The sequence below is a fragment of the Geomonas propionica genome, assembly GCF_016458235.1.
GTDB lineage: Bacteria > Desulfobacterota > Desulfuromonadia > Geobacterales > Geobacteraceae > Geomonas > Geomonas propionica.
On record NZ_JAEMHK010000016.1, the window covers coordinates 40,399 to 64,956 of the forward strand.

At 63.6% G+C, this 24,558-nt stretch carries 19 protein-coding genes; 3 read left to right on the top strand and 16 right to left on the bottom strand.

Annotation, left to right across the window (positions count from 1 at the left end):
- Nucleotides 1-313: 313 nt before the first annotated feature.
- The gene (locus tag JFN90_RS18435; RefSeq protein WP_199396584.1) at nt 314-1,600 is read left to right on the top strand and encodes a sensor domain-containing diguanylate cyclase; all 1,287 of its coding nucleotides are present in this window, start codon (nt 314-316) and stop codon (nt 1,598-1,600) included.
- A 54-nt stretch (nt 1,601-1,654) separates the two neighbouring features.
- Here the strand turns inward: JFN90_RS18435 and JFN90_RS18440 are convergent, their stop codons facing one another.
- From JFN90_RS18440 to JFN90_RS18460, 5 genes are all read right to left on the bottom strand, one after another.
- Nucleotides 1,655-2,443, bottom strand: coding sequence for an outer membrane protein assembly factor BamD (locus JFN90_RS18440; protein ID WP_199396585.1), 789 nt, complete (start codon nt 2,441-2,443; stop codon nt 1,655-1,657).
- Between the two features lie 76 nt (nt 2,444-2,519).
- On the bottom strand, nt 2,520-4,325 hold the full coding sequence (gene typA, locus JFN90_RS18445) for a translational GTPase TypA (RefSeq protein ID WP_199396586.1): 1,806 nt from the start codon (nt 4,323-4,325) through the stop codon (nt 2,520-2,522).
- Nucleotides 4,326-4,429: 104 nt separating this feature from the next.
- Nucleotides 4,430-5,158 carry a tetratricopeptide repeat protein gene (locus tag JFN90_RS18450; protein WP_199396587.1) on the bottom strand — a complete coding sequence of 243 codons (729 nt, stop codon included), beginning with the start codon at nt 5,156-5,158 and terminating at the stop codon, nt 4,430-4,432.
- Between the two features lie 57 nt (nt 5,159-5,215).
- Nucleotides 5,216-6,727: a lytic transglycosylase domain-containing protein gene (locus JFN90_RS18455; protein ID WP_199396588.1), complete on the bottom strand. Its 1,512-nt coding sequence runs from the start codon at nt 6,725-6,727 to the stop codon at nt 5,216-5,218.
- Nucleotides 6,728-7,167: 440 nt separating this feature from the next.
- Nucleotides 7,168-8,304 carry a DUF362 domain-containing protein gene (locus JFN90_RS18460; protein ID WP_199396589.1) on the bottom strand — a complete coding sequence of 379 codons (1,137 nt, stop codon included), beginning with the start codon at nt 8,302-8,304 and terminating at the stop codon, nt 7,168-7,170.
- A 61-nt stretch (nt 8,305-8,365) separates the two neighbouring features.
- On the opposite strand from JFN90_RS18460, the gene xerC reads away from it, so the two are divergent.
- Nucleotides 8,366-9,241: a tyrosine recombinase XerC gene (gene xerC / locus JFN90_RS18465; RefSeq protein ID WP_199396590.1), complete on the top strand. Its 876-nt coding sequence runs from the start codon at nt 8,366-8,368 to the stop codon at nt 9,239-9,241.
- A gap of 174 nt (nt 9,242-9,415) precedes the next feature.
- On the opposite strand, the gene JFN90_RS18470 is transcribed toward xerC, so the two are convergent.
- Nucleotides 9,416-11,014 carry an acetyl-CoA hydrolase/transferase C-terminal domain-containing protein gene (locus tag JFN90_RS18470; RefSeq protein ID WP_199396591.1) on the bottom strand — a complete coding sequence of 533 codons (1,599 nt, stop codon included), beginning with the start codon at nt 11,012-11,014 and terminating at the stop codon, nt 9,416-9,418.
- A gap of 663 nt (nt 11,015-11,677) precedes the next feature.
- The gene (locus JFN90_RS18475) at nt 11,678-13,759 is read right to left on the bottom strand and encodes a methyl-accepting chemotaxis protein (RefSeq protein ID WP_199396592.1); all 2,082 of its coding nucleotides are present in this window, start codon (nt 13,757-13,759) and stop codon (nt 11,678-11,680) included.
- A 207-nt stretch (nt 13,760-13,966) separates the two neighbouring features.
- On the opposite strand from JFN90_RS18475, the gene JFN90_RS18480 reads away from it, so the two are divergent.
- Nucleotides 13,967-14,407 carry a PAS domain-containing protein gene (locus JFN90_RS18480; protein ID WP_199396593.1) on the top strand — a complete coding sequence of 147 codons (441 nt, stop codon included), beginning with the start codon at nt 13,967-13,969 and terminating at the stop codon, nt 14,405-14,407.
- A 70-nt stretch (nt 14,408-14,477) separates the two neighbouring features.
- Here the strand turns inward: JFN90_RS18480 and bfr are convergent, their stop codons facing one another.
- From bfr to JFN90_RS18525, 9 genes are all read right to left on the bottom strand, one after another.
- Complete coding sequence (gene bfr, locus JFN90_RS18485; protein ID WP_199396594.1) at nt 14,478-14,945, bottom strand: bacterioferritin; 468 nt, start codon at nt 14,943-14,945, stop codon at nt 14,478-14,480.
- Between the two features lie 540 nt (nt 14,946-15,485).
- Entirely contained in the window at nt 15,486-16,766 is a 1,281-nt protein-coding gene (locus JFN90_RS18490) for a uracil-xanthine permease family protein (protein ID WP_199396595.1), read from the bottom strand.
- Nucleotides 16,767-16,829: 63 nt separating this feature from the next.
- Nucleotides 16,830-17,459, bottom strand: coding sequence for a uracil phosphoribosyltransferase (gene upp, locus JFN90_RS18495; protein WP_199396596.1), 630 nt, complete (start codon nt 17,457-17,459; stop codon nt 16,830-16,832).
- Nucleotides 17,460-17,671: 212 nt separating this feature from the next.
- Nucleotides 17,672-18,508: a rhomboid family intramembrane serine protease gene (locus tag JFN90_RS18500; RefSeq protein ID WP_199396597.1), complete on the bottom strand. Its 837-nt coding sequence runs from the start codon at nt 18,506-18,508 to the stop codon at nt 17,672-17,674.
- Between the two features lie 85 nt (nt 18,509-18,593).
- Nucleotides 18,594-19,904 (bottom strand): dihydrolipoamide acetyltransferase family protein, encoded by a 1,311-nt coding sequence (locus JFN90_RS18505; RefSeq protein WP_199396598.1) that lies wholly within the window; start codon nt 19,902-19,904, stop codon nt 18,594-18,596.
- Nucleotides 19,905-20,038: 134 nt separating this feature from the next.
- The gene (locus tag JFN90_RS18510; RefSeq protein WP_199396599.1) at nt 20,039-21,001 is read right to left on the bottom strand and encodes an alpha-ketoacid dehydrogenase subunit beta; all 963 of its coding nucleotides are present in this window, start codon (nt 20,999-21,001) and stop codon (nt 20,039-20,041) included.
- Entirely contained in the window at nt 21,001-22,056 is a 1,056-nt protein-coding gene (gene pdhA, locus JFN90_RS18515; RefSeq protein WP_199396600.1) for a pyruvate dehydrogenase (acetyl-transferring) E1 component subunit alpha, read from the bottom strand. Before pdhA ends, JFN90_RS18510 begins: the two co-directional genes overlap by 1 nt.
- 79 nt (nt 22,057-22,135) lie before the next feature.
- Entirely contained in the window at nt 22,136-22,807 is a 672-nt protein-coding gene (locus JFN90_RS18520) for a TVP38/TMEM64 family protein (protein ID WP_199396601.1), read from the bottom strand.
- A gap of 60 nt (nt 22,808-22,867) precedes the next feature.
- Nucleotides 22,868-24,463: a mercuric reductase gene (locus tag JFN90_RS18525; RefSeq protein ID WP_456237447.1), complete on the bottom strand. Its 1,596-nt coding sequence runs from the start codon at nt 24,461-24,463 to the stop codon at nt 22,868-22,870.
- Between the last annotated feature and the right edge of the window lie 95 nt (nt 24,464-24,558).

Sequence of the window (24,558 nt, forward strand, 5' to 3'; positions counted from 1 at the left end):
GCGCGGTGGCCGCTCACCTTCATGAGAACTATACACGCAGCGGCTTTGGCGCCGCAACGTCAAAGCACAAATTAATATTGATCGGGCATTGCGCTGATTAAAAAATAATGATAAAAAATTAATTTATTCAGTTGTCGGAGTTGAATGCCGATAAGTGTTTTCATGAACGCGATGCAGGCTTGGCTGCGCGGCCTCACCGCCTGTCGAGGGGGTCACGCCCCCCTCCGGCACGCGGCTTGCCATTGCGTCGGCATAGATTACACTTTGCAGTGTCAGGCGCCACAATCCCCTGATTTATCGGAGAAATCAGCACATGAAGAGACTGTTAAGAGTCCTGATCGTGGAGGACGCCCCGGACGACGCCCAACTGATCGTGATCCAGCTCGAGCAGGGGGGATTCGACGTACATTGCCAGCGGGTCGACAGTGCGCAAGCCCTCACCGAGGCGCTCAGCTCCCCGTGGGACGTCATCATCTGCGACTACGTCATGCCCGGCTTCAGCGGGCTGAAGGCGCTGCAGATACTCAAGGAGCTCGGCTGCGACATCCCCTTCCTGATGATCTCCGGGAAGGTGGGCGAGGAAGCCGCAGCGGCCGCCATTCGCGCCGGGGCCGACGATTTCGTGCTCAAGGGGAACCTAGCCCGGCTGGTGCCGGCGGTGCAGCGCTCCATCGCCGAGGCCACCCTGCGCCAGCAAAGCCGTCGCCACGAGCAGGAGCTCAAGGAGAAGCTGGAATTCATCCAGGTGCTGATCGACACCCTCCCCACCCCGATCTTCTACAACGACCCCAACGGCCTGTACCTCGGCTGCAACAAGGCCTTCGAGGAGCAGATCGGCATGAAGCCGGGCGAGCACGCCAACAAGAGCATCTATGAGATACTCCCTCCCGACCTGGCCGCACTCTACACCCGGGGCGAGGAGACCGCGGAAAACGGGGTCGGCCCGCGCAGCTTCGAGGGGACCATCACCTGCGCCGACGGCGAGCGGCGGGACATGATCTTCTACAGCGCCACTTTCAAGAACTCCGGGAACAGCACCGGAGGTGTGGTCGGGGCGCTCCTGGACATCTCGGAGCGCAAGCAGGCCGAACTGAAGCTGCGCTACTTAAGCAGCCACGACATCCTGACCGGCATCTACAACCGCGCCTACTTCGACGAGGAGCTCGAGCGGCTCAGCAAGGGTCGCAAGTTCCCGGTCAGCATCGTCATGGTCGACGTGGACCGATTGAAGGACGTCAACGACCAGCAGGGGCACGCGGCCGGGGACGAACTGCTCAGGCACGCGGCCGAGGTGCTCAAAAACGCCTTCCGGCGCGAGGACGTAGTGGCGCGGGTCGGCGGGGACGAATTCGCCGCCCTGCTTCCCAACACCGACGAGTCGGCGCTGCGCGAGGCGATGGAGCGGCTCCAGGCCCACCTGGCGCAGAGCAACCACGAGCATGCCGGGCTCACCTTAAGCCTCTCCATCGGGGCCGCCACCGCCCACGACGGCGACGAACTGATGGCGTCCTGGCGCCTGGCGGACCAGCGCATGTACCGGCAGAAGAAAGGGCGCAAAAACAGCAACGCCGGCAGCAGGCAGCACCAGTTGGTGGCCTAGAGCCGGCGGAAAGCAGTCAGGCGCGCGTCCCGGCATCGGGGCGCGCGCCTTTTTTTATTTCCCGGAGTCCTTGAAGATGATCATGGGAAGCTCGTCCTTGCCCGGGACCGGCTTCGCCTCCTCCCCCTTCACCTCGCGCGCCTTGGCCGGATATTCCGCATCGAGCCTCTTCTGTATCTCTTCCGCACGCGCCGTATCCCCGGACTTCTGGTAGGCCTGCTGCAGGTAGAACAGGGTGTCGGCAAGCCCCGGTTCACCCGGGAAGCGCTGCAGCGCCTCGTTCAGGCGCTTGACGGCGGCAGCGTACTTCTTGGTCCTCACGTAGAAGTTGCCGACGTAGTTCTCGTAGGCGAGTTCCTTGCCGCGGCACTCGGCCAGCTTCGCCTTGGCGTCCGCCGCGTACTCCGAGTTCGGGTATTGGGCCAGGAACATCTCCAGGTAGTGCACCGCGTTCTTGACCGCGGTCTGGTCGGTATCGATGCCGGTGATCTGGCTGTAATTGGAGAGCCCGAGGCGGTACAGCGCGTAGGGTGCCTTCTCGTTACTGGGGTGGAGCTTGCGGAAATCCTCGTAGGCGGCAGCCGCCTCGATGAAGGCGCCGTTCTCGAAATGGGCGTCCGCTATCTTCAGCTCGGCCTGCGCGGTCAGTTCGGGATTGCTGTAGCTTTCCTTCACCTTCTTGAACTGGGCGATGGCGTCCTCGAAATGCTGGGAGGCGTAGGCGGCCTCACCTTCCTTGAAGTAGGTCTCGGGACTCTTCACGGGGGCGGGGGCCGTGGCGCAGGCGCCCAAGAGGGCCACCAGGGAGCAAAGGCCCAGGAAACGCAGGGATCGAGAGTGCATGTGTGCCTCCTTGAGGTGCGATCAGTTCATAAAAAGCCCCCGAGGCCGAAACGCCGCGGCCGCGGGGGCAGATTTATCAGGACCGGCCGGCGCGCTTGCGCTTGTTCGGGTCGAGCTCCTTCTTGCGCAGCCGGATGGAAACCGGGGTCACCTCGACCAGTTCGTCCTCGTCGATGAACTCGAGCGCCTGCTCCAGGGTCAGGACGCGCGGCGGGGTGAGCTTGATGGCGTCGTCGCTGCCCGAGGCGCGCACGTTGGTGAGCTTCTTACCCTTGCAGGGGTTGACCTCGAGGTCGTTGTCCTTCGCGTGCTGCCCGATGATCATGCCGCCGTACACTTCCACCCCGGCGCCGAGGAAGAGGGTGCCGCGCGGCTGCAGCGCGTCCAGCGAGTAGGCGGTGGTCTCACCCTGCTCCATGGCGATGAGCACGCCGTTTTTACGGCCGGGGATCTCCCCCTTGAAGGGCGCGTAGTCGTGGAAGGTGTGGGTGATCACGGCGGTGCCGCGGGTCTCGGTCAGGAACTCGCCCCTGATGCCGATCAGGCCGCGGGCCGGGACGATAAACTCAAGGCGCACGGTCTCGCCCATGGGGTTCATGGAGACCATCTCGCCTTTCCTCGGGCCCATCTTCTCGATGATGGCGCCCTGGTACTCGGCGGGGACGTCAACGACCAGGTACTCCATCGGCTCGTGGCGGACGCCTTCCACCATGCGCATGATGACCTCGGGCTTGGAGACCGCCATTTCGAAGCCTTCGCGGCGCATGTTCTCGATCAGGATGGAGAGGTGGAGTTCACCGCGGCCGGAGACCTGGAAGGTGTCGGCGTTGGCGGTGTCCGACACGCGCAGCGAGACGTTGGTTCTCAATTCGCGGTCCAGGCGCTCCCGGATGTTCCTCGAGGTGACCAGTTTCCCCTCGCGCCCCGCGAAGGGGGAGGAGTTGACGATGAAGTTCATCGACAGGGTCGGCTCGTCGATGGCGACGTAGGGAAGCGGCATCGGGTTGTCGGCGGAGGCGAGGGTCTCGCCGATACCTACCTCGGTGAAGCCCGCGATGGTGACGATGTCGCCGGTGTAGGCCTCCTCGATTTCGACCTGCTTCAGCCCCTCATAGCCCAAAAGCTTGGAGACGCGCGCCTTGGAGATGACGCCGTCGCGCTTGATGAGCGCGACCGTCTCGCCGGCGGTCACCTTGCCGTTGAAGATCTTGCCCGTGGCGATGCGCCCGATGTAGTCGTTGTAGTCAATGTTGGTGACCAGGAGCTGGAAGGGCGCTTCCGGGTTCCCCTCGGGGGGATGGACGTTGTCCTTGATGAGCTCGAAAAGGGGCTCCATGTTGTCGGACGGCTGGTCCATCTCGCGCATGGCGTAGCCCATCTTGGCGCTGGTGTAGCAGATGGCGAAGTCGAGCTGGGCGTCGGAGGCCTGCAGTTCGCAGAACAGGTCGAACACCATGTCCACGACCTCGGCGGGGCGGGAGCCGGGGCGGTCGACCTTGTTGATGACCACGATGGGACGCAGCCCCAGGTCGAGCGACTTCTTCAGCACGAAACGGGTCTGCGGCATCGGACCGTCGAGCGCGTCGACCAGCAGCAGCACGGAGTCAACCATCTTGAGCACGCGCTCCACCTCGCCGCCGAAGTCGGCGTGTCCCGGGGTGTCGACGATGTTGATCTTGTAATCGCCGTGGTGGATGGAGAGGTTCTTGGCGAGGATGGTGATGCCGCGCTCCTTCTCCAGGTCGTTGGAATCCATCACGCGCTCGGTGATCGCTTCGTTTTCCCGGTAAACTCCGGATTGCTTCAACATGGCGTCGACGAGGGTGGTTTTACCGTGGTCGACGTGGGCGATAATGGCGATGTTTCTGATCTTCTCCTGCATGCTCTACAGCTCCTTTGCGCTTGGCTCGTCTACAAATAAAAAGACGAGCAGCAAGCCCGTCTTAAAAACAGCCCAATATGGCATTTTTATGATATCTTTACAAGCTATTTTCTGATAATTCGGCGCTTTCCACCCATGGCCGCCATCTGCTGCTTCTGGATGGTCGCCATGCTTTCCAGGTGGAACTGCAGCCACATCTCGCCGTAGGCCTTCATCTTCATCTTCTTCCCTTCGCGCAAAAGCTCCAGGTTCTGCTTCAGATTCTCGTCGCCGGGAAGCTTCGCCACCCCTTTGGCCAGCACCTCGCAGGCCTTCACGTTGTCACCGATCTCGTTCAGACAGTAACCGTACAGGGCGTAGAGAAGCGACTCCTTCGGGCTCGCCATGAGCGCCTTGTCGAAGGTCTCCTTCATCTTGTCGTGCTTGTTCTTCTTCATGTAGGTGACGCCGAGCATCCCCATGGTGACCCAGTTCTTGAAGAAGCCTTTCTCCAGGTAGGGGAAGGCGGTGGCGAACTCGCGCCTGACGAAGTAGACCATGCCGATGGCCGAATTGATCTGGCTCTCCACGTAGATCTGCCACTTGCCGTAGCGCAGCGCCGCCTTCAGGTCGCGGATCCCCTTCTCGAAGCGCTGGGCCTGGATATCCTTCATGGCCGGTTCCATGATCTCTTCGAGCTTTTTGGTGATGATGCGGGAAATGATCAGAAAGCTCGCCATGAAGACGATCAGGGCGCCCACAAGCGCCGCCCACCAGTAGGAGGTGCCGGCGGCGAGGATGACGACGAGGAAAACTGCGATAGCTGCGCCTGCGGAAATGAGAAGGTTGTACATCGGTTGATTTATCCTTTCGTGATGCGGGTCAGGTGAGTTGCGAAGCGGTCGACGGGGTTACCCTTCGTCCTTGACCAGGGCGCCCTTCTTCTCCTGGTACTTGGCGACGATGATGCGCTTGCCGGGCTTGAGGGCCACCCGGGTCTTCAGGTTGTTCCAGGCGGAGAGGAGCCTGGCCGTTACGTTGAACCTCTTGGCGAGCGAGGTGAGGGTATCACCCTTTTTCACCGTGTAGTACTTGTGGAATTCCTTTAACTCCGCCTCGGCCTTGGCGACCTGGGTGGCGGGCTTGGTCTCGACTTTCACCTCGGCCTTCGCTTCCAGCTTCGCGTCCGCCGTGGCCGGATGCGCCTCGGCATGCGCCGAAGCCACCTGGACCGGGATGGTCAGCACGCGCCCGGCGAGCTTCACCTTCTTTTTGCCCAGGCTGTTCAGTTCGGCGATGCTCTGCTGGCTGGTGTTGAAGCGCCTGGCGATGGAGGCGAGGGTGTCGCGCTTCTTGGCCCGGTACTGCACGTTCCTGATCCGCTCGACGTAGCGCTCCGACTCGGGAATCTTGGCGTACTCGGCGGCACAGGTGGAGCCGACCCCCTTGGGCACCTTCAACTGGTAGCCCGGGTAATCCGGCGGCGTGGTGGCGCGGCGCAGCTCAGGGTTCAGTTCCCTGATGTTCTGCAGGGGAATGCCGCAGGCCTTGGCCATCACGTCCAGGTCGGTGCGGGACGGGATCGACACCTGGTCGAACTCGATCGGGGGAAGGTAGGCGACGTCGGCGAAGCCGTATTTGGCCGGCTCCTTGGCGATGATGGCCGCAGCCAGAAGCTTGGGGACGTAGTCCTTGGTCTCGCGGGCCAGGTAGCTCCCCTTGGAGATCTCCCAGAAATCGCGGGTGTTGTACATGCTGATGGCGCGCAGGATCTTGTTCTCCCCGGCGTTGTATCCCGCGGCGGCCAGGTACCAGTCGTTGTTGAACAGCGCGTAAAGCTCCTTCAGGTAGAGCGCCGCGGCGACGGTGGCCTTCAGGGGGTCGCGCCGTTCGTCGATCCAGGGGTCGATCCTGAGCGCGTAGCGCTTGCCGGTAGCCGGCATGAACTGCCAGGGGCCGACGGCGGCGGCCACCGAAACGGCGTGCGGGATGAAGCCGCTCTCGATCATGGCCAGGTAGACCAGGTCCTCGGGGAGCCCTTCCTTCTTCAGCACCGTCTTCATCATGGGGATGTAGCGCTCGCTCCTGGAGAGCCACTTGGCGAAGAAGCCGCGGCCGGGACCCTGGAAGTAGCGGGTGAAGTACTCGACCTTGGAGTTGAAGGTAAGGGGAATGTCGGAGTCGGGCAGTTCGGTCTCCGGCAGCTTCAATTCGAAGTCGTCGGGGTCGGCGGCGGCGAGGTCTTCGTTGCCGGGAAAGTCGGCCGAGGTAAGGCCGAGCCCCTTGGAAAGGGCGAGATCGGCCGAGGCGAGCTGCAGGGTCCTATGCTCCTTGCCTCCGGAATCCTGGAGCAGGCTTGCGGGCGCCGCGAGGGCGAGACAGGGGGTCAGAAGTGCAAGTATGACAAGGGTAACTTTAAGCATTCAATACCTATTTTTGAGTGGCGGCACGCGTACGCACAGGTGCGCAGAATAGCGGAATTTGGCACAGTTGTCAATTCAAACGGGTTTTGAAGAAATGCAGGCGCACGGGGGAGGAAGCGGCCGGCGTCGTCCCCGCCCCTGACTTCCGCATCGGGTGATGCGGCCCAGGACTTTAGCTTGCCAAGATTTGCCGACCGAAAAGAAAAAGCCCCCCGTGGTGTACGGGGGGCTTTTTTCATGAGGGGAGCCCGTCGCGGTCAGGCGGCGGGCCGACTAGGGCAACCTTCCTTGCAGTGGGTCACCGGACGGATCATAAAGAAGTTAGTCCACATGGCGTGATCTCCTTTTCCCTGGTTGGATTTGCATCCCTCGCTGTGTCGTTCCCGGAGGATGGGGAAAAATATAATTGCCCCCCCTCCCCTTGTCAACCGCCCCCGGCGCTATAAGGAACGGCCGCTTTTCTTCATCAGCCAAAGCAGCCAGCCGTCCTTGAGTGTCAGCGCCGCGTGGGGGCAAAGCTCGCGGCAGCAGAAGCAGCGGATGCAGCGCTGGTAGTCGAAACGAAGCCTCCCCCCCTGGACCCGTATCGCCGCCGGGGGGCACGCCTTGACGCAGACGCTGCAGAGTTCGCATTTGTCCGGGGCCGCCTCGGGACGGGAGGTGAACTGGTTTCTGAGCCGGTTCTTCAAAAAGCCGGGGAGCCCGAACTGTACGTCGGAAAGATGGGGGAGCCGCAGCGGGCGCTCCAGCACCTGATCCGGGTCCGGCCCCAGCACCGCGACCTCCTCGGGATTGGTCCCCGGAAGTCCCATGCGCCGGGCCGCGCTTTCCAGGTAAAGCAGTTGCCGGGGAATACCCGCCACCCGGGCGGCGACCTGGTCCACGGCTACCGCGTTGTCCCCGGCCAAAAGAACGCCCACCGGGCAGGGGTCGCCGCTCCCCGGGCCGTTGCCCTCCATGGCCACCACGGCGTCGACGATATTCAGGTCCGGTTCGCGCAGCCGGTACAGCTCCAAGAGCATGTTGGCGAAGAGCTCCTTGTCCGCGCCCGCCTTGAGATGCCAGGCCGCCTTGGCGGTCCCCACCACGGCCCCGAACAGGTTCTTCACGCAGCAGGTCATGGTCATCATCTCGTGGGTCTTCAGCTTGGGGAGGTTGATCAGGCGGTCCGCCTCGAGGTAGGGGCGCGCCAGCAGGAACTCCTTGAAGGTGCCGACACCGGCGACGGGGAGTGACTCGTTGAAGGGGACGAACTCCGCGCCGGTCTCCTCGATGACCGCCATGATGCCGCAGCGCTCGGCCACGCGCCGGCCGCTCCCCACGCCGGGGGAATCCCCCACCAGCGGCACCCCGCCGGCCCGGCGCACCTCCAGGATCACCGCGCGCAACAGCTCCGGGTGCGTGGTCACCGCCGCCTCAACCGGCTTCGCCGAGAGGAGATTTGGTTTGATCAACACCCGCTCGCCCGGCTTCACGTAGCGCTCCATCCCCCCCAGCGGTTCCAGGAGCCGGGCCAGCGCTTCCCGCATCTCCTCGCGGCCGTACTCCGAAACCCGCTCCAGCACCACTTGGTACATCTCACCCTCCCCTTCAAAAGCTGTTGTAATGTTGCCTTGCCCTGAGGTAGATTCACATACCATGAAACGCGCCATCGAGCAATTCTGCGGCTACCTGGAGACCGAGCGCAACGTCTCGCCCCACACCCTGGCCGCCTACAAGAGCGACTTGGAGCAGTTCGCCTCCTTTTTGGAGGGGCGCGGCGAGCCGACCCCGGAAAAGGTGGACCACCTCGCCATCAGGCAGTACCTAGCCCAACTGCACAAAGGGCACGCCAAGAGTTCCATCGGGCGCAAGCTCTCCGCGATCCGGGCGCTGTTTCGTTTCCTGCTCCGTGAGGGGCGCCTGGAGAAGAGTCCCGCCGAGTTGGTCAGCACCCCCAAGAAGGAGAAACGGCTCCCCTTCCATCTGAACATCGACCAGGTGAGCGCGCTGGTGGAGGCGCCGGCCGGCAGCAGACTGCCGCTAAGGGACCGCGCGGTCCTGGAGACCCTCTACTCCTGCGGCATCAGGGTGAGCGAGTTGACCGGGATGAACGTGGCGGACCTCGACCTTGCCGGCGCAGTGGCGCGGGTCATGGGCAAGGGGGGCAAGGAGCGCATCGTGCCGGTGGGATCCTTCGCCCGGGGCGCCCTCGCCGCCTACCTCGCCGAGCGCGGCGAGCCCGCCCCGTCGGAGCCGCTCATCCTGAACAGCCGGGGCAAGAGGATCAACCGGCGCAGCGTGACGCGCATCGTGGACAGCCACATGATGCTCATCGCCGCCATGCGCAAGGTTTCCCCGCACACCCTGCGCCACACCTTCGCCACCCACCTCCTGGAAGGGGGCGCCGACCTCCGGGCCATCCAGGAGCTTTTAGGGCACGCCTCGCTTTCCACCACCCAGAAGTACACCCACGTCAGCATCGACAAGCTGATGGAGGTGTACGACCAAGCCCACCCCAAGGCGCGCGGCTAGCCCGCGGCGGCATCATCCCAATTCAAGAGACACGCTGCCGCTGCCCCCGCCCCTTGCGGGAGGGGGTAAGGGGGTGGGGGAAGATGCGATTGTTTGCGCTGTTTGAGCCGAGCTGATTACAAAAAAAGGCCCCGCCGTTGCCGGCGGGGCCTTTTTGCTGCTTGCGCTGCAAGACTAGTCTTCGCAGAGGTCGATCTTCACATCCCAGTTCTTGAGCTTCATGGTGCCGTTCTTCTCAAGGTTGAGGTGCATCTTGAATGCGCGATCCCACAACTGCGGCTCGTGGCCGACCTTCCTCGCCAGGCAGTCCTTCTCGGCGATGTTGAGGTACTCGGTGAGCTGCGCCTTGTAATCCGGGTGGGCGCACTTCTCGATGATGCGACGGGCGCGCTCCTTCGGTGCCAGGCCGCGCAGGTCGGCCAGACCCTGCTCGGTGATGACGCAGTCGAGGTCGTGCTCGGTGTGGTCGATGTGCGAGCAGTGCGGCACGACGCAGGAGATACCGGTCGGGTCGGTCTTGCTCGGACGGGACGACGGGGTGTGCATCATCTTGAGGAAGCCGTTCCTCAGGAAGTCGCCGGAGCCGCCCAGGCCGTTGATCATGCGGGTACCGCCGACCAGGGTGGAGTTGGCGTGCGCGAAGATGTCGATCTCGACCGGGGTGTTCATGGCGATGCAACCCAGACGACGGATCGGCTCGGGAGCGTTGGAGATGGAGAGCGGACGCAGGGTGATCTTGTCGAAGTACTTGTCCATGTTCTCGAAGAAGCGCGGGAAGCCGGGGCTTGCCGAGAGGGACAGCGAGCAGGAGGACGCCGCGTCGAGCTTGCCGGAGTCAAACAGATCCAGCATGGTGTCCTGAAGCACTTCGGTGTAGACGGTCAGGTTGCTGAAGGGGCCCTTGGCCAGGCCGCCGATGACGGCGTTGGCGATGGAGCCGACGCCCGACTGGATCGGGAGCAGGTTCTTCGGCAGACGGCCGGCTTTCACCTCGGCGGTGAAGAAGTCGATGATGTGGTTCGCGATCGCCTCGGAGGTGTCGTCCTGCTCGGCGAAGGCACGCCCCTGGTCACGCAGCTTGGACTCGACCACAGCGATGACCTTGCTCGGATCGCAGGGGATCGAGGTGGAGCCGATCCTCTCGCCGGCATGGGTGATGCCGAAGATCTGGCGGTTCGGCGGGGTGAGCGGGGTCAGGAGGTCATGGATCCCTTCGAAGGAGGGCTGTCCGGTGTTCACCTCGAGGATGATACGGTCGCAGATCATCAGGATCTCGGGGATGACGCCGCAGGAAGAGGTCGGCACGATGGAGCCGTCTTCCTTGATGGCCGAGACTTCGATGATGGCGAGGTCGAGCTTGCCGCTTTCGGAGTCCTTGGTGTAGAAGCCGTAGCCCAGGTCCTGAGCGAACAGGGAGAGGTGCTTGTCGCCCATACGGATGCGGCCGGCGTTGATGCCCGCTGCGATGTTCTTGCCGGTCTGGTACGGCCAGCGGCGGTCGATCATGTCCAGAGTCGCCCAGCGGTCTTCGGTCTCGGCGCCGACGGAGGCACCGATGAAGAGGTTGAACTTCAGCTTGCCCTGCAGGTTGTTCTTCTCGACGTGGTCAGCCAGGGCGATGGGCACCACTTTCGGATAACCGGCCGGGGTAAAACCGGACCAACCAAGGTTCATCCCGTTCTTGAAGAAGTCAATGGTCTGCTCGGGAGCCATGACCTTGTTCAAAAGTTGCTTGCATTTTACCCGGTCTTGAAGTGTGCCGTACTCGGACATATCTGCCTCCTGTTTTGTTTTGATGTTTACAACCTAATCAGCATAAAGCTGACAAATCACATGGTTTTTACTGCCACTCCACACCGGACAAACCTGCTGTCTGACGGGGATTTATCGTGTTTCAGGGAAAAATTAGAACCGGATTCTACTTAAGGGAGACCACAGAGTCAACTAAAAACCCGCATCGGCCGCACCGGGCTCCCGTCACCGCTCCAGACCCTATTCTACTGCGCCTGGAGGGCGCTGAGCCGAGACTGCGGCGATGTATACAGTATGCAATCTAATCTGAACTTGCCGTTCACGTCAAGAATAAAAAGTTGTTTCGTGTTCCGGCGCGGGCTGACCCGAGGACGGCGGCCGGGGTTTATTCTGTTAAATTGGGTATTTTCATGAAGGGGAGACTTTGAGCGCAGATGGAATTTTTCTTTTCAATTCTGCCGCTCTATGGGACGGCGTCGCGGCCGGCCGGGGCGGGGGCGCAACAGCGGGAAGAGGCTGCGCCGCGAGCCGCGGCCCAATGGGGCGCAGCCGCAGCGACATCTGTGGGCCGCGCGTCTTACACCAAAATAAAACAGAACGGAGGTGGCCGGCGGATCCGCCTTAGCGGCGCCGGGTGCGAGGCAGGTCCGCCCTGAGGCAGCCCGTCTGGCACCCGGCAAAGCGTTACTTGGCGAGGTATCCGAGTCGGACCGCCCCCCAGTGCCGGTTGTTCAGCATGATCGGGGTGGAGATGTCGTTCATGATCTCACCGGTATCCCTCATGTAGGTTTGCAGCAGGTACGGCTCCATATTCTGGGCCGCCTTGAGCCCGGTCTTGTCGTCGAAGATCCGCTTGGTCCGGTTGTTCACCTTGTCCGTCTCCGCGTCGCCGGTGAGCGGCTTGGAGTAGCGCAGGTTGTGGCAGGGGACATAGCCGTGGTCATCGACGCAGATGGCGAAGAAAATGGTCCCCTTGCGTCCCAGGACTTCCTCCTGCACCGGAGAGACGTACTGGTCGAAGAAGCTGTCGAACGCGGTGTGGTATTTCTGCGGAGAGGTGTCGGCGATCGGGCGGTAGTTGCGGTCGAAGAGGTCGGCCATGGTGATCCTGCCCGACGCCACCCCCTGCTCTATGGTCGCGGTCAGCTTATCCCTCAACTCCGTGGCGAGAGCCTTCATCTCGTCGTGCCGGTTACCAACGCTGAATTTCCCCACCGTGGAGAAGATCTGCTCCGCCACCCGGGTCAGCTCGGTGAAGGCCCGGTCGCTTTCCAGCATGTCCTCGTGCACCCCGGAGGCGGAGCTGGAGACGTTGTGGATCTTCTCTGCGATCTCGTTGGTGGTGGCGCTTTGCTCCTCGGTGGCTGAGGCGATCTGGTTGATGAGCTGCGCCGTCTCGCCTGCCAGCCCCAGAATCCGCTCCAAACACTCCTTGGCCGCCGCGGACTTCTCGACGCCGTCTTCCACGCGCCCCTGCTCCTCCGTGATCGAACGGGCCGCCTCGCGGCTCTCCATCTGGATGTTGGTGATGATCTTGGCGATTTCCTTGGTCGAGGTGGCCGTTTTCTCCGAAAGCATCTTCACCTCGTCGGCTACCACGGCGAAACCGCGCCCGTGCTCCCCGGCGCGGGCCGCCTCTATGGCGGCATTGAGGGCCAGGAGCTTGGTCTGGTCGGCGATGTCCTCGATGAGGACGATGATGTCTCCGATCTGCGCCGACGACGTCTCCAACCGTTGCACGGTCCCCAGGGTCTGCGCCACATTCTCCCTGATCATGGTGATGGAATTGCAGGCGCTGTCCACCACGCTCATGCCGCGGTTGGCCGCCTCATCCACCTCGGAGGAGAACCCGGCAGCCTGGTGGGTGTTGCCGGCCACGACGTTCAAGGTCGCCGCCATCTCCTCCGTGGCTACCGCGACCGCCTCGGACCGCTGCTTCTGGTCCGCCGCCGAACTCACCGTCTTGGTGGCGCGGCTGGAGACATGGCACAGCGAGATCGAGATGCTCTCGGCCAGGTCGTAGAGCACCGTGATGGTCTCGCGCAGCTTGTGGACCAGGTGGTTGATGTGGCGCGCCAGGTCCCCGACCTCGTCGTCCGAGCGCACCGGGATTTCCTTGGTGAGGTCCCCCTCCCCTTCCGCGATGTCCTTGAGCTTCTCGGAGAAAAAGAGGATCTCCCGCATCACCGACTTCCGGAAGAAGAAGTACATCCCCCCCATCATGCAGATGAAGAAGACGCACCCCGCCCCCACCAGCAGGGCGATCATGTGGAGCGCACTCTGGTAGCCGTCCTCCAGGGAGGAGGTGAGCAAAACGGCTCCCAGGTACTTGTCTCCGGCGTCGTGGCACTGCTGACAGCGCTGCTCGTTCTTCATGGGGACCGCGGCACGCAGGGTGTGCACCCCACCGACCGTCTCGCGCCTCTCGACCCGTTTGCCGGTGGCGAAGCTTTCCGTGACGTCCTTGTCGACCGCCCCGGTGACCGGATCCTTGCCGTCCTTGCCGAAGATCTGCAAGCCGAAGCCGAAGTTCTGGTCCTTGGCCGTCTTGGCCAGGTTCAGCACCGACTTGGAATCGTCCTTCATCATGAAAGACTTGATCTCGTCGATGATGACCGCGGACATGGTGCGACTGCTCTGCTCCTGCAGCTTCATGGTGGAGCTGTACTGGAGCCAGATGGCGAGGCAACCCACGATGGCGATCCCCACCAGGAGGTTCACACCGATGATCGCCAGGATCTTGTGCATCAGCTTGTTCTTGAACATCACGCCTCCCAATGGACCCCAGAGTCCTCTGTCATTAGTGGGAATATCGGCAACTGCTACTGCATCTTTAGAAACAGCGTTTACAATTATATAAATTTAATATTTAAACAATGTCACACACCGTACGCACTGCAGGGTTTTGATTTCGGTCAAGAGCCGGTTATGCAAGGGATGGTATCATTGAAAGAAACGGCAAGGGAGGCAACCATGCACGAGATAGACGAGCAGGAGCTGCACCGGCAACTGGTACAGAACTGCAACGACGCGATCATCTTCTCTGACAGGGAGGGTTTGATCAGACTGTGGAACAAGGGAGCGGAAGAGATGCTGGGGTTCAGCGCCAAGGAGGCGCTCGGGCAGTCACTGGACATCTTCATCCCGGAAAACCAGCGCGCGCGCCACTGGGAAGGGTACTACCGCGTCATGGAAACCGGCAGCACGCGCTACGCGAAGGAGTTGCTGGCGGCCCCGGCCCTGAAAAAGGACGGCACGCGCATCTCTACCGAGTTCTCAATGACCATCATCAGGGACGCCGAGGGAAAGGTCGCCGGCACCGTGGCGGTGATGCGCGACGTGTCGGCCCGCTGGCAGAAGGAAAAGGCGCTACGGGCACGCCTGGCGGAACTGGAAAAGGCGCAGGACGCCTAGCCGCTGACAAAAAAGAGGGCGTCGGAGTTTTCCGGCGCCCTCTCTCTCATCCCGCTGCCCGGTACCCGCGTCAGCCGACCTGGTCGACCAGGTAATTCTGCACCCCCATCTGCGAGATCTGGTCCAGCTGGGCCTCGATGTCGTCGATGTGATCCTCCTCCTGCTTGAGGATCGATTCCAGCAACTCCTTGGTGCCGTGGTCCCCCAACTCCATCGCCAGCTTGATGCTCTCGTTGTACCCCTTGATGGCGCTCTCCTCCAGGGCATGGTCGAACTGATGCATCTTCGGAATCTCCCCGCCGATGTGGATCGGGTCCAGCCTGCTCACGATGGGCCTCCCCTCCAGGAACAGTATCCGCTCGATCAGCTTCTCCGCGTGCTTCATCTCGGAGATGGCCCGCTCCCGAATGGCCGCGTAGAGCCTCTTGTAGCCCCAGTTCTCGCACATCTCCGCGTGCACCATGTACTGATTGGTGGCGGTTAGCTCCTCCGCCAGCCGGACGTTCAACTGCTCGATCACCCTCTCGTTTCCCTTCATGGTCGACCTCCTTTTGGGCACCCCGAGCACTGCGGAGCGCGTTTCGCTTCCGGCAACCGAAAGGGTGCGCCGGCTAAATTGGTTAATTTGTTCTAATTTTGAACGAATAGATTATACCCATGTCGGCTGGGTTGGCAATTCCTGCCTCCCCCCCAATCAAGATCTTTATTAATCCATTTCTGCAAAGGCTTATCTGAGAATTTCTGGCAGGGAGTCGAGTGCCGACCACTAGGAATACACGTGGCATGGAGTCCCCCCCTTTTGCGAAGGGGGGACAGGGGGGATTTGCTCTTAGCTACACACCAGCACCATCTCGTCCTGAACCGAAGCTATGAGCTCCGGGGATGCCTCCCTTAAACAAGGGACTGCGTAGTTTACCCAACGGCAAATCCCCTCTGTCTCCCCTTCGCAAAGGGGAGGACGCGAGGTGGCCAGTTCAGGGGGGGGCGAGTTCAAGGGATGGGCGCGCGCAAGACGCAAAAACGCCGCCCCACTGGCGCGGGGCGGCGTACGGTTTTGCTGCAGGCGTCGGTAAGGAAACTACGCCACGGTCTCCTCGGGCTCTTCCTCGACGGCGTCGCCGCCCATCGGGGCGGCCTCCCCTTTCGGGAGCAGGAGATTCAAAAGGATGGCGGCGATGCCGCACAGGCTCACGCCGTGCAGGTGCTGGCCGGCCACGTTGACGCTGAGCCCGCCGATACCGAAGACCAGCACCAGCGACACGATGATCAGGTTGCGCGGGCGGTGCATGTCGACCTGGGCGTGAATCAGGGTGTTCAGACCGACCGAGGCGATGGAGCCGAACAGCAGCATCATGATCCCCCCCATGACCGGCGCCGGGATGGACTGCAGGATGGCGTTGAACTTGCCGAAGAAGGCCATCACCATCGCGAAGCCGGCGGCCCAGGTCATGATGACCGGGTTGTAGCAGCGGGTGATCATGACGGCGCCGGTGACCTCGGCGTAGGTGGTTACCGGGGGGCCGCCCACGAGGGCCGCGGCGCAGACCGCCAGGCCGTCCCCCAGCATGGTGCGATGCAGGCCCGGCTTCACGGTGTAGTCCTTGCCGGTCACCGCGCCGATGGCGACCACGTCACCCACGTGCTCGATGGCGGGCGCCAGGGCAACCGGGATCATGAACAGGACCGCGGACCAGTTCCACTCCGGCGTCGTGAATTTGGGCACCTCGAGCCAGGGAGCGGCGGCTATCTTGGAGAAGTCGACCAGGCCGAGGAAGATGGAGACGACGTAGCCCACGGCGACACCCGAGAGTACCGGCAACAGCCGGAAGATGCCGCGGGCGCGCACCGCCACGGTGGCGGTAGTGGCAAGCGAGATGCCGGCCACGAGGAGCGCGGTGTTGTAGTCGACCAGGACCGCCTTGCCGTCGCCGGTCTTGCCCATGGCCATGTTGACCGCCACGTTGGCGAGTCCCAGGCCGATGATCATGATGATGGGACCTACCACGACCGGCGGCATGATGCGGTGTACGAAGTCGGCGCCGCGCAGGTAGATGGCGAGCGAGAAGGCGAGGTAGAGCCAACCGGCGGCGAAGAGCCCACCCATGGTGGAGGGGAGGCCCCAGGTCTGCACGCTATAGATGATGGGCGCGATGAAGGCGAACGAGGAGCCCAGGAAGATGGGGACCTGCCGCTTGGTGCAGAGCTGAAAGATGAGGGTGCCCATACCCGCGCCCAGGAGGGCCATGCTCGGGTTCAGACCGGTGAGGATCGGTACCAGCACCAGCGCGCCGAAGGCGACAAAAAGGATCTGCGCGCCGGACAGCGCCTGGCGCCAGACCGGTTCTTTTACTTCAGACATGCAATTGACCTCGCTTGGAAGATGATACGGAGGGGGCCCCCCCGCTAAGGTGCAGCAGGGGCGCTACTTGGTGCCGAAGATCTTGTCTCCGGCGTCGCCGAGCCCGGGGAGGATGTAGCCGTGCTCGTTGAGCCGCTGGTCGATGGCGGCCACGTAGATGTCGATGTCGGGATAGGCCGAAGTGATCTTCTGGAGCCCCTCCGGTGCCGCGACCAGGCAGAGCACGCGGATCAGGCGGCAGCCGCTCTTCTTGAGCATCTCGATGGTGGCGGCCATGGAGCCGCCGGTGGCGAGCATGGGATCGATGATCAGCGCGAGGCGCTCGTCCAGCTTCCCTACGAAGCGCTCGAAGTAGGTATGCGCCTCAAGGGTCTCCTCGTTTCTGGCCAGTCCCACCACGCTCACCTTCGCGTTGGGGATCATGTCCAGCACCCCTTCCAGCATGCCGATGCCGGCGCGCAGGATGGGAACCACAGTCACCTTCTTCCCCTTGATCTGCTGGATGTCGATGCTGCTGCCGTCCCAGCCGGTGATGGAGCGCGCTTCCAACGGGAAGTCGCGGGTGGCCTCGTAGGCGAGCAGGCAGGCGATCTCGGCGGTGAGTTCACGGAACTTCTTGGTGCTGATGCCGGACTCGCGCATCAGCCCGATCTTGTGCTTCACCAGGGGGTGGTTTACTTCATGGACGCTCATCTGCCTCTCCCATCTAAAATTTTGGCCTTACCATACCGGATTTTATGTCTGCAAACAAGCAGTTACGCATTAGACGGAGCCAATCGGGAGGGGGTGTTTGATATGGTCGGACAACTTTCGGGCGGGCTGCTCTGAACGGGTACGCCGCCAGAGGCGAGAGCCAACGGGGGCGAAAAAACCGCCAGTGGTCCCGGAGTTCAGGGGATGCGAGGCTAGATATGACGGTAGGAGAGGACGCGCAGACCGTTCCAGACGCCGAAGGCGAGAACGGCCAGGGTGACCAGAAGACAGGCGAGAGCCGCCACGCGGTGCAGCGAAGTCTCGGGGCGCCGCTCCCGGTAGCCCAGCAGCTTGGCGGCGATGATGCCGCCGACGATGCCGCCGCCATGCCCCCAGTTGTTGATGCCGGGCATGATCAGGCCGAAGACGACCAGGCTGATCAACCACCCGCTCACTTCGCGCGAGACGGCTTGGCCGTAATTGCCGCCGCGGCTCTTGCCAAAATAGAACAGGGCGCCGATCAGGCCGCAGACCGCCGCCGAAGCGCCGATGGTGAAGGGGACGCCGGCCGCCACGGAGAGGAGGTATCCCGCGACACCGCTTGCCGTGTAGATGACGAACATGCGGCTCGCGCCGAACTCCGCGCAGACCCAGGGTCCGATCTGGCGCAGCGCCATCATGTTGAACAGGATGTGCATCGCCCCGCCGTGCAGGTAGTTGGCGGAGACGAGCGTCCAGAGGCCGTAGCGGAAAACGGGGTAGGTCCCGGTGGCCCCCAGCAGCGCCAGGCTGTTGTCGTCCGGGGACAGGAAGCCGAAGATCCCCCCGCCGAGCGTGCTCTTGCTGGAGATCAGCAGCGAAAGGAGGTAGTAGAGCACGTTGGCGACGATAATGCCGTTAATGATGAGGTCGCCCCCCCGTTCGCCATGCACCACCTCGATCACCCTGCCGCCGGAAGGGGGCAGCGCGGCGCCGCACCAAAGGCAGGAGGAATATCTGGCGTCGGTGGCGCGTCCACATTGGGGACAGGTGATGGAGGGGTGAGCCATTTCGGGATACCTCTGAGAAAGATTGCGCGCCCCACTCTACCATTTTCATTGCAGAAAACAACAACGAGGTTGCAGGCGCGGCCTTTTAGCCGCAGTCGAGGAACAACAGGGCGGGGTCTTCCAGGTAACGCAGCACCCTCCCGAGGAACCTGGCGGCGTCGGCGCCGTCGGTGGCCCGGTGGTCGAAGGTGAGGGAAAGGGGCAGGATCTTCCTGATGACGATCTGGCCGCGGTGCACCCAGGGACGCTCGACGATGCGCCCGAATCCCATGATGGCGACGTCGGGCCAGTTGATGATGGGGGTGGCGAAGGTGCCGCCGAAGTGCCCGTAATTGGTGATGGTGAAGCTGCTGCCGCGCAGTTCCTCCAGGGTGATGCTCCGTTCGCGCGCCTTGCGTCCCAGCTCCTGGATCGCCTGCGCCAGCTCGATGATGCTCTTCTGGTCCACATCCCGGATCACCGGGACCATGAGCCCTTCCGGCGTGTCCACCGCAATGCCGAAATGGTAGTGCCGCTTCAACACCAACTCCTGGGCTTCGTCGTCGACGGACGCGTTCAGGAGCGGGTGGTCCTTCAGCGCGTGCTGCACGGCTTTCATGAAGAAGGGCAGGAAGGTGAGATGGGTACCGCGCGATTCGACCTCCCCCTGCTCCCGGATTCGCATCTCGAAGATGTCGGTGATGTCCACCTCTTCCATGCTGGTCACGAAGGCCGTGGTCCTCTGTGAGGCGGCCACGTTGCGGGCGATGGTGCGGCGCAGGCCGCGCAAAGGGACCCGCTCTTCCACCCCGGCGCCCCCCATGACCCTGGCGGCGGGAGGAAGCTGGCGGTCGAGGTCTTCGGGCCTGATGCAGCCGCGCGGGCCGCTCCCCTTGACGCTCTTAAGGTCGATGCCGCGCTCGCGCGCCAGCTTGCGCACCATCGGCGTCGCCAGCCCCTCGAACTCGCCGGAAGTCGCCGAGGCTGGAGGCTCCGCCGCCTCCGGCAGCGAGCCGACCATACCGACCGATGCCGGGCGCGGTTCATCCTCCGCCTCGGGAAGCGATCCTACGATGCCGACCGAAGCTGGCCGGGGTGGCTGCCCCTGCCCCTGCCCCTGTGATGACGATGACGACGGCGCCGGCGGGGACGCACCCGGCGACTGTAGCCCTTGGTCCTCGCGTTCGGCCAGGGTCAGCAGGATATCGCCCACCTTGACCGTGGCCCCTTCCTGATGGCGCAGTCCCGACACGACACCGGCGCGCGGCGAGGGGACCTCGACCACCGCCTTGTCCGTCTCCACCTCCAAAAGCGGCTGGTGTTCGCGGACCACATCCCCAGCGGCGACCAGCCAGCGGCGCAGCTCCACCTCGGCGATCCCTTCGCCCAGATCCGGAAGCTTGAAGTCGAAAGGCATGCGCTTTTCTCCTTGAAATTCGATAGGCCCGACATAGCTCCTCCCCCCGGAGGGGGGAGGCTGGGAGGGGGGAAGGGGTGCGATACGCCACTGCATTCCCCCTCCCTAGCCCTCCCCCTCCAGGGGAGGGGATTCTAGTACTGCAGCACCTGGTCCAGGGCGGACCTGATCTGTTGCCCATCAGGCAGGTAGTGGTCGATCAGCTTGGCCAGGGGGACCGGGACGTCCGGTGCGGTGACCCGGAGGATGGGGGCGCGCAGGTGCAGGATCGCCTCCTCGGCGACGGTAGCAGCGATTTCGGCGCCGAAGCCGCAGGTCTTGGCAGCCTCGTGCACGATCACCAGCCGTCCGGTCTTTTGCACCGATTTGATAATCGCCTCGCTGTCGAAGGGGTTTAGAGTGAGGAGATCCAACACCTCGGCATCGTACCCCTCGACCGCCTTCAGGACCCGCTCCAGCATGCTCCCCCAGGCCACCACGGTCACCGAACTCCCCGGCCGCGCCACCCGGGCCCGCCCCAGCTCCACCAGGTACTCCTCTTCCGGAACCTCTTCGCGCAGTAGGCGGTACAGCCGGGTCGGCTCCAGGAAGAGGACGGGATCGGGGTCGCGCAGTGCCGCCAGCAAGAGCCCTTTGGCGACGTAGGGCCCGGACGGCACCACCACCTTCAGCCCCGGAATCTGGCAAAAGAGTGCCTCGGTGCTCTCCTCGTGCAGCTCCGGCGCCTTGATGCCGCCGCCGTAGGGGGTGCGCACCACCAGCGGGCAACTGTAGCGACCGCGGGAGCGTGAGCGGAGTCGCGCGGCGTGTGCGAAAAGCTGCTCGAAGGCCGAATAGGTGAAGCCCAGGAACTGGATCTCCAGCACCGGACGCAGCCCGTAGGCCGCCATGCCGATGGCCGCTCCCATGATGCCGGATTCGCACAGCGGGGTGTCGAGCACGCGCTCCCTGCCGAAGCGCTCCAGTAGCCCCTCGGTGACCCGGAACACCCCGCCGTCGCGCCCGACATCCTCTCCGAGCAGCAGCACCCGGTCGTCTCGTGCCATCTCCTGGGACAGCGCCTGGTTGATCGCCTGGACCATGTTGAGTTGGGCCATCAGCGCACCTTCCTTTGGCCGGCCTGGCGCGGGCTGAGCGTGGCGAGGACCTCGTCAAACAGTTCCCCCGCTGCCGGCGGGGCCGAGGCCTCCATGGCCGCGACCCCGGCATCGACGATGGCGGTGGCCTGCGCCGCCACCTCCTCACGCTTTTCCGGGCTCCAGAGCCCGCGCCCCTCCAGGAAGCGCTCCAGGCGTAGGATGGGATCGCGTGCCGCCCAGAAGGATACCTCCTCAGAGGAGCGGTAGCGCCCGGCATCGTCGGCGGTGGTGTGGTCGGCCATGCGGTAGGTGAGACATTCGATGAAGGTGGGGCCGGCGCCGTTTCTGGCTTTCTCAACCGCCTGGCGGGTGGCGCGGTACACGGCGAAGACGTCGTTGCCGTCCACCTGGACCCCCTCGAAACCGTAGGCCACGGCCTTCTGTGCCAGGGTTGCGGAAGCGGTCTGCCCTTTGAGCGGGATGGAGATGGCCCACTGGTTGTTCTGGCAGATGAAGACCAGGGGAAGGTTGAAGACCCCGGCGAGGTTCATGGCCTCGTGGAAGTCTCCCTTGGAGGTGGCGCCGTCGCCGAAGTAGGTGACCACCGCCACCGGGTCGCGCCGGTAGCGCGCGGCGAGGGCCGCTCCCGCCGCGTGCGGGATCTGGCTCCCCACGGCGACGCAGAAGGGGAAGATGTTCAATTCCGGCGGTACCTTCTGGGCCCGCTCGTCGCCTCCCCAGTACTGCAGAAGTTGCGGGATCGGGTAACCCAGCGTCAGGTGGGCGCCCATCTCCCGGAAGGAAGGGAAGAGCCAGTCCTTTTGCGTCAGGGCGAAAGCGCTGCCGACCTGGGCCGCCTCCTGCCCCCGGATTGGGGGATAGGTACCGATGCGCCCCTCGCGCTGCAGGGCCACGGCGCGCTCGTCGAAAATGCGCGCCAGTAGCATCAGCTCGTACAGGCGCCACATCTGGGCCTCGGAGAGATCTGGTAACAACTCCGGGTCCGCCTCCCCCTTCTCGTTCAGGACTTCCAGGCGTTTGATCTGGTACTCGGCAAGTAACACTTCCGGCATAGCACACTCACTTATTAAAATGCGGGCTGGGCGATTAGGAGAGTGTAAACGGACACTTGCAGGATGTCAAAAAACGTTTCTATCGCCCTTTCAGCCTGCCGTAAAGGACCGGCACCAGCGCGAACAGCCCCAGCAGGGCGAAGGAACCCAGGACCCGCGCCGAGGCGACGTCGGCAAGGGAGTTGATGGCGGCAAGGCTCGCCCCTGCGTTGACGAAGACGAAGCCCCCCGGAATGATGCCGACCAGCGTCCCCAGGACGAAGACACGTAGCGGCAGGCGGGTGAGACCGGCGGCGAGGTTGATCAGGAAGAAGGGAAAGAGCGGCACCAGCCGCAAGAACAGCAGGTAATTGAAGCCGCGCTGCTCCAGCTCCCGGTTGAGCCCCTCCAGGCGGGCTCCGAAGCGCCCCGCGACTAGGTCCCGCAGCAGGTAGCGGGTGACCAGGAAGGCAAGGGTGGCGCCGATGGTGGCGGCGCAAACGGCATAGACGGTGCCGGCCAACGCCCCGAATACCGCACCCGCGGCGAGGGAGAGAACGGCGGCGCCGGGAAGGGAAAGTGCGGTCTGCAGGATGTAGATCGCCATGAACAGGGCGACCGTTGCCCCCTGGTGCGCTGCATAATAACCGGCGAGCATTTGCCGGTTCGCCTTGAGCGCCTCCAGGGTGAGGAAGCGCTGCAGGTCGAAAAGGAAGAACAGCGCCACCGCGCCGACGACAGCGAAAAGGACCAGGATTTTCTTCAGGTTCATTAAAGCGGTGCTCCTGCATCTGTGGGATATGCAGGTTTTAACATAGCCACGCGCCGGGCGTTACCATTTTCTTTGCCAGGACAGCCAGGCGTGCAGGAGCCTGCGCACCAGGGGGGTCAGGCGGCGGCGCTGGTAGGCGTCGGCCAGCTTGCGCCAGGACTCCGACTGGGTGGGATAAGGGTGGATGGTGTTGCCGATGGCGGTGAGCCCGAGTCCCGAGCCGATGGCGAGGGTGATCTCGCTGATCATCTCCCCCGCATGCCGCGCGACGATGGTTGCCCCCAGGATGGTGTCGCCCCCCTTCTTCAGGTGCACCCGGGCGAACCCTTCTTCCTCGCCGTCCAAGACGGCGCGGTCCACCTCGGCGAAGTGGACGGTGAGGGTGTCCACCTCGATGCCGCGCGCCGCCGCCTCTGCCGGGTACATGCCGACGTGGGCGATCTCCGGATCGGTGTAGGTGCACCAAGGGACGGTGAAAGAGGAGTTCTTGCGTCTCCCCTTGAAGAGCGCGTTGGCGATCAGAATGCGGGCCTGGGCGTCGGCGGTGTGGGTGAAGCGCAGGCGCGAGCAGACATCTCCGGCGGCATAGACGCGCGGGTTGGCCGTCTGCAGCGTGTCGCTCACAGTGACGCCGTTTCGGTCGTAGGCAATCCCGGCTTGCTCCAGACCCAGTCCCTCCAGGTTGGGGGCGCGGCCGGCGCCGACCAGTATCGTTTCGACCTCCACCTCGAACGGCCTCCCTTGCCACTGCAGCCGCAGAATCTTCCTGCCGCCGCGCCGTTCGACGGCGACCACCTCCGTCCCCAGCTGCACCGCGATCCCCTCGCGGCGGAAGGCCTCGTGCAGCAGGAGGGCGGCGTCTGGGTCGTCGCGGCCCAGAAGCTGCGCCCCGGGCTCGACCAGGGTCACCTGCGCCCCAAAGCGAGCGAAGGCTTGGGCCAGCTCGCAGCCGATGGGGCCGCCGCCGATCACAGCCAGCGTCGCCGGGAGCTCCGTGAGGGAGAAGACGGTCTCGTTGGTGAGATACCCCGCCTCGGCCAAACCAGGAACGGGGGGGACGGCGGCACGGGCGCCGGTGCAAAGGGCGGCACGGGAGAACTTGAGCTCCGCCCCCGCCACCTCGATACGGTCCGTGCCGGTGAAGCGCGCCGCGCCGAAGAAGACGTCGACGCCCAGTTCGTCCCGGAAGCGCAGTGCCGCGTCGTGCCGGCCGATGCCCGCCCGCAGGCGCCGCATCCGCTCCATGGCCGCGCCGAAATCGGCGCCTACCCCTTCGCCCCCCACCACTCCGAAGCCACCGCCGGAGCGGGCATCGAAGACGGCGCGGGCCGCCCGCAAAAGCGCCTTGGAAGGGACACAGCCGACGTTCAGGCAGTCCCCCCCTAGGAAGGAGCGCTCGACGAGGGCCACCCGCGCTCCCAACCCGGCCGCGCCCGCCGCGCAGACCAGTCCCGCAGTGCCGGCGCCCACCACCACGAGGTTATAGCGCTCGGCAGGTTGCGGGTTGTGCCACCCGTCGGGATGCACGCTCGCCGCCAGCAGTCGGTTTGCCTCGGTATCCGGTAACAGTTCCAGGTCGTTGGCCATCATGGTGGTTCCCGCTTCAGTTGCCGCATCCAGCAAGATGCTGAAATATCGTCCGTTGCAGGGGATCAATGAACCTTCGTTTCGATAATTCCCGGTGCACTTTTATTCCTTTTCCCTTATCATTTTTATCATAATAACGACAGGGGCGCCGTGCCAATTAAGAG

Coding starts and splice junctions, on each gene's coding strand:
- JFN90_RS18500 (WP_199396597.1), bottom strand. CDS start 18,508: ATGGCTCACCCCTCCATCACCTGTCCCCAATGTGGACGCGCCACCGAC.
- pdhA (WP_199396600.1), bottom strand. CDS start 22,056: ATGCCGGAAGTGTTACTTGCCGAGTACCAGATCAAACGCCTGGAAGTC.
- JFN90_RS18435 (WP_199396584.1), top strand. CDS start 314: ATGAAGAGACTGTTAAGAGTCCTGATCGTGGAGGACGCCCCGGACGAC.
- JFN90_RS18475 (WP_199396592.1), bottom strand. CDS start 13,759: ATGTTCAAGAACAAGCTGATGCACAAGATCCTGGCGATCATCGGTGTG.
- JFN90_RS18450 (WP_199396587.1), bottom strand. CDS start 5,158: ATGTACAACCTTCTCATTTCCGCAGGCGCAGCTATCGCAGTTTTCCTC.
- JFN90_RS18460 (WP_199396589.1), bottom strand. CDS start 8,304: ATGTACCAAGTGGTGCTGGAGCGGGTTTCGGAGTACGGCCGCGAGGAG.
- upp (WP_199396596.1), bottom strand. CDS start 17,459: ATGAGCGTCCATGAAGTAAACCACCCCCTGGTGAAGCACAAGATCGGG.
- bfr (WP_199396594.1), bottom strand. CDS start 14,945: ATGAAGGGAAACGAGAGGGTGATCGAGCAGTTGAACGTCCGGCTGGCG.
- JFN90_RS18510 (WP_199396599.1), bottom strand. CDS start 21,001: ATGGCCCAACTCAACATGGTCCAGGCGATCAACCAGGCGCTGTCCCAG.
- JFN90_RS18520 (WP_199396601.1), bottom strand. CDS start 22,807: ATGAACCTGAAGAAAATCCTGGTCCTTTTCGCTGTCGTCGGCGCGGTG.
- JFN90_RS18455 (WP_199396588.1), bottom strand. CDS start 6,727: ATGCTTAAAGTTACCCTTGTCATACTTGCACTTCTGACCCCCTGTCTC.
- JFN90_RS18440 (WP_199396585.1), bottom strand. CDS start 2,443: ATGCACTCTCGATCCCTGCGTTTCCTGGGCCTTTGCTCCCTGGTGGCC.
- JFN90_RS18505 (WP_199396598.1), bottom strand. CDS start 19,904: ATGCCTTTCGACTTCAAGCTTCCGGATCTGGGCGAAGGGATCGCCGAG.
- xerC (WP_199396590.1), top strand. CDS start 8,366: ATGAAACGCGCCATCGAGCAATTCTGCGGCTACCTGGAGACCGAGCGC.
- JFN90_RS18480 (WP_199396593.1), top strand. CDS start 13,967: ATGCACGAGATAGACGAGCAGGAGCTGCACCGGCAACTGGTACAGAAC.
- JFN90_RS18470 (WP_199396591.1), bottom strand. CDS start 11,014: ATGTCCGAGTACGGCACACTTCAAGACCGGGTAAAATGCAAGCAACTT.
- JFN90_RS18490 (WP_199396595.1), bottom strand. CDS start 16,766: ATGTCTGAAGTAAAAGAACCGGTCTGGCGCCAGGCGCTGTCCGGCGCG.
- typA (WP_199396586.1), bottom strand. CDS start 4,325: ATGCAGGAGAAGATCAGAAACATCGCCATTATCGCCCACGTCGACCAC.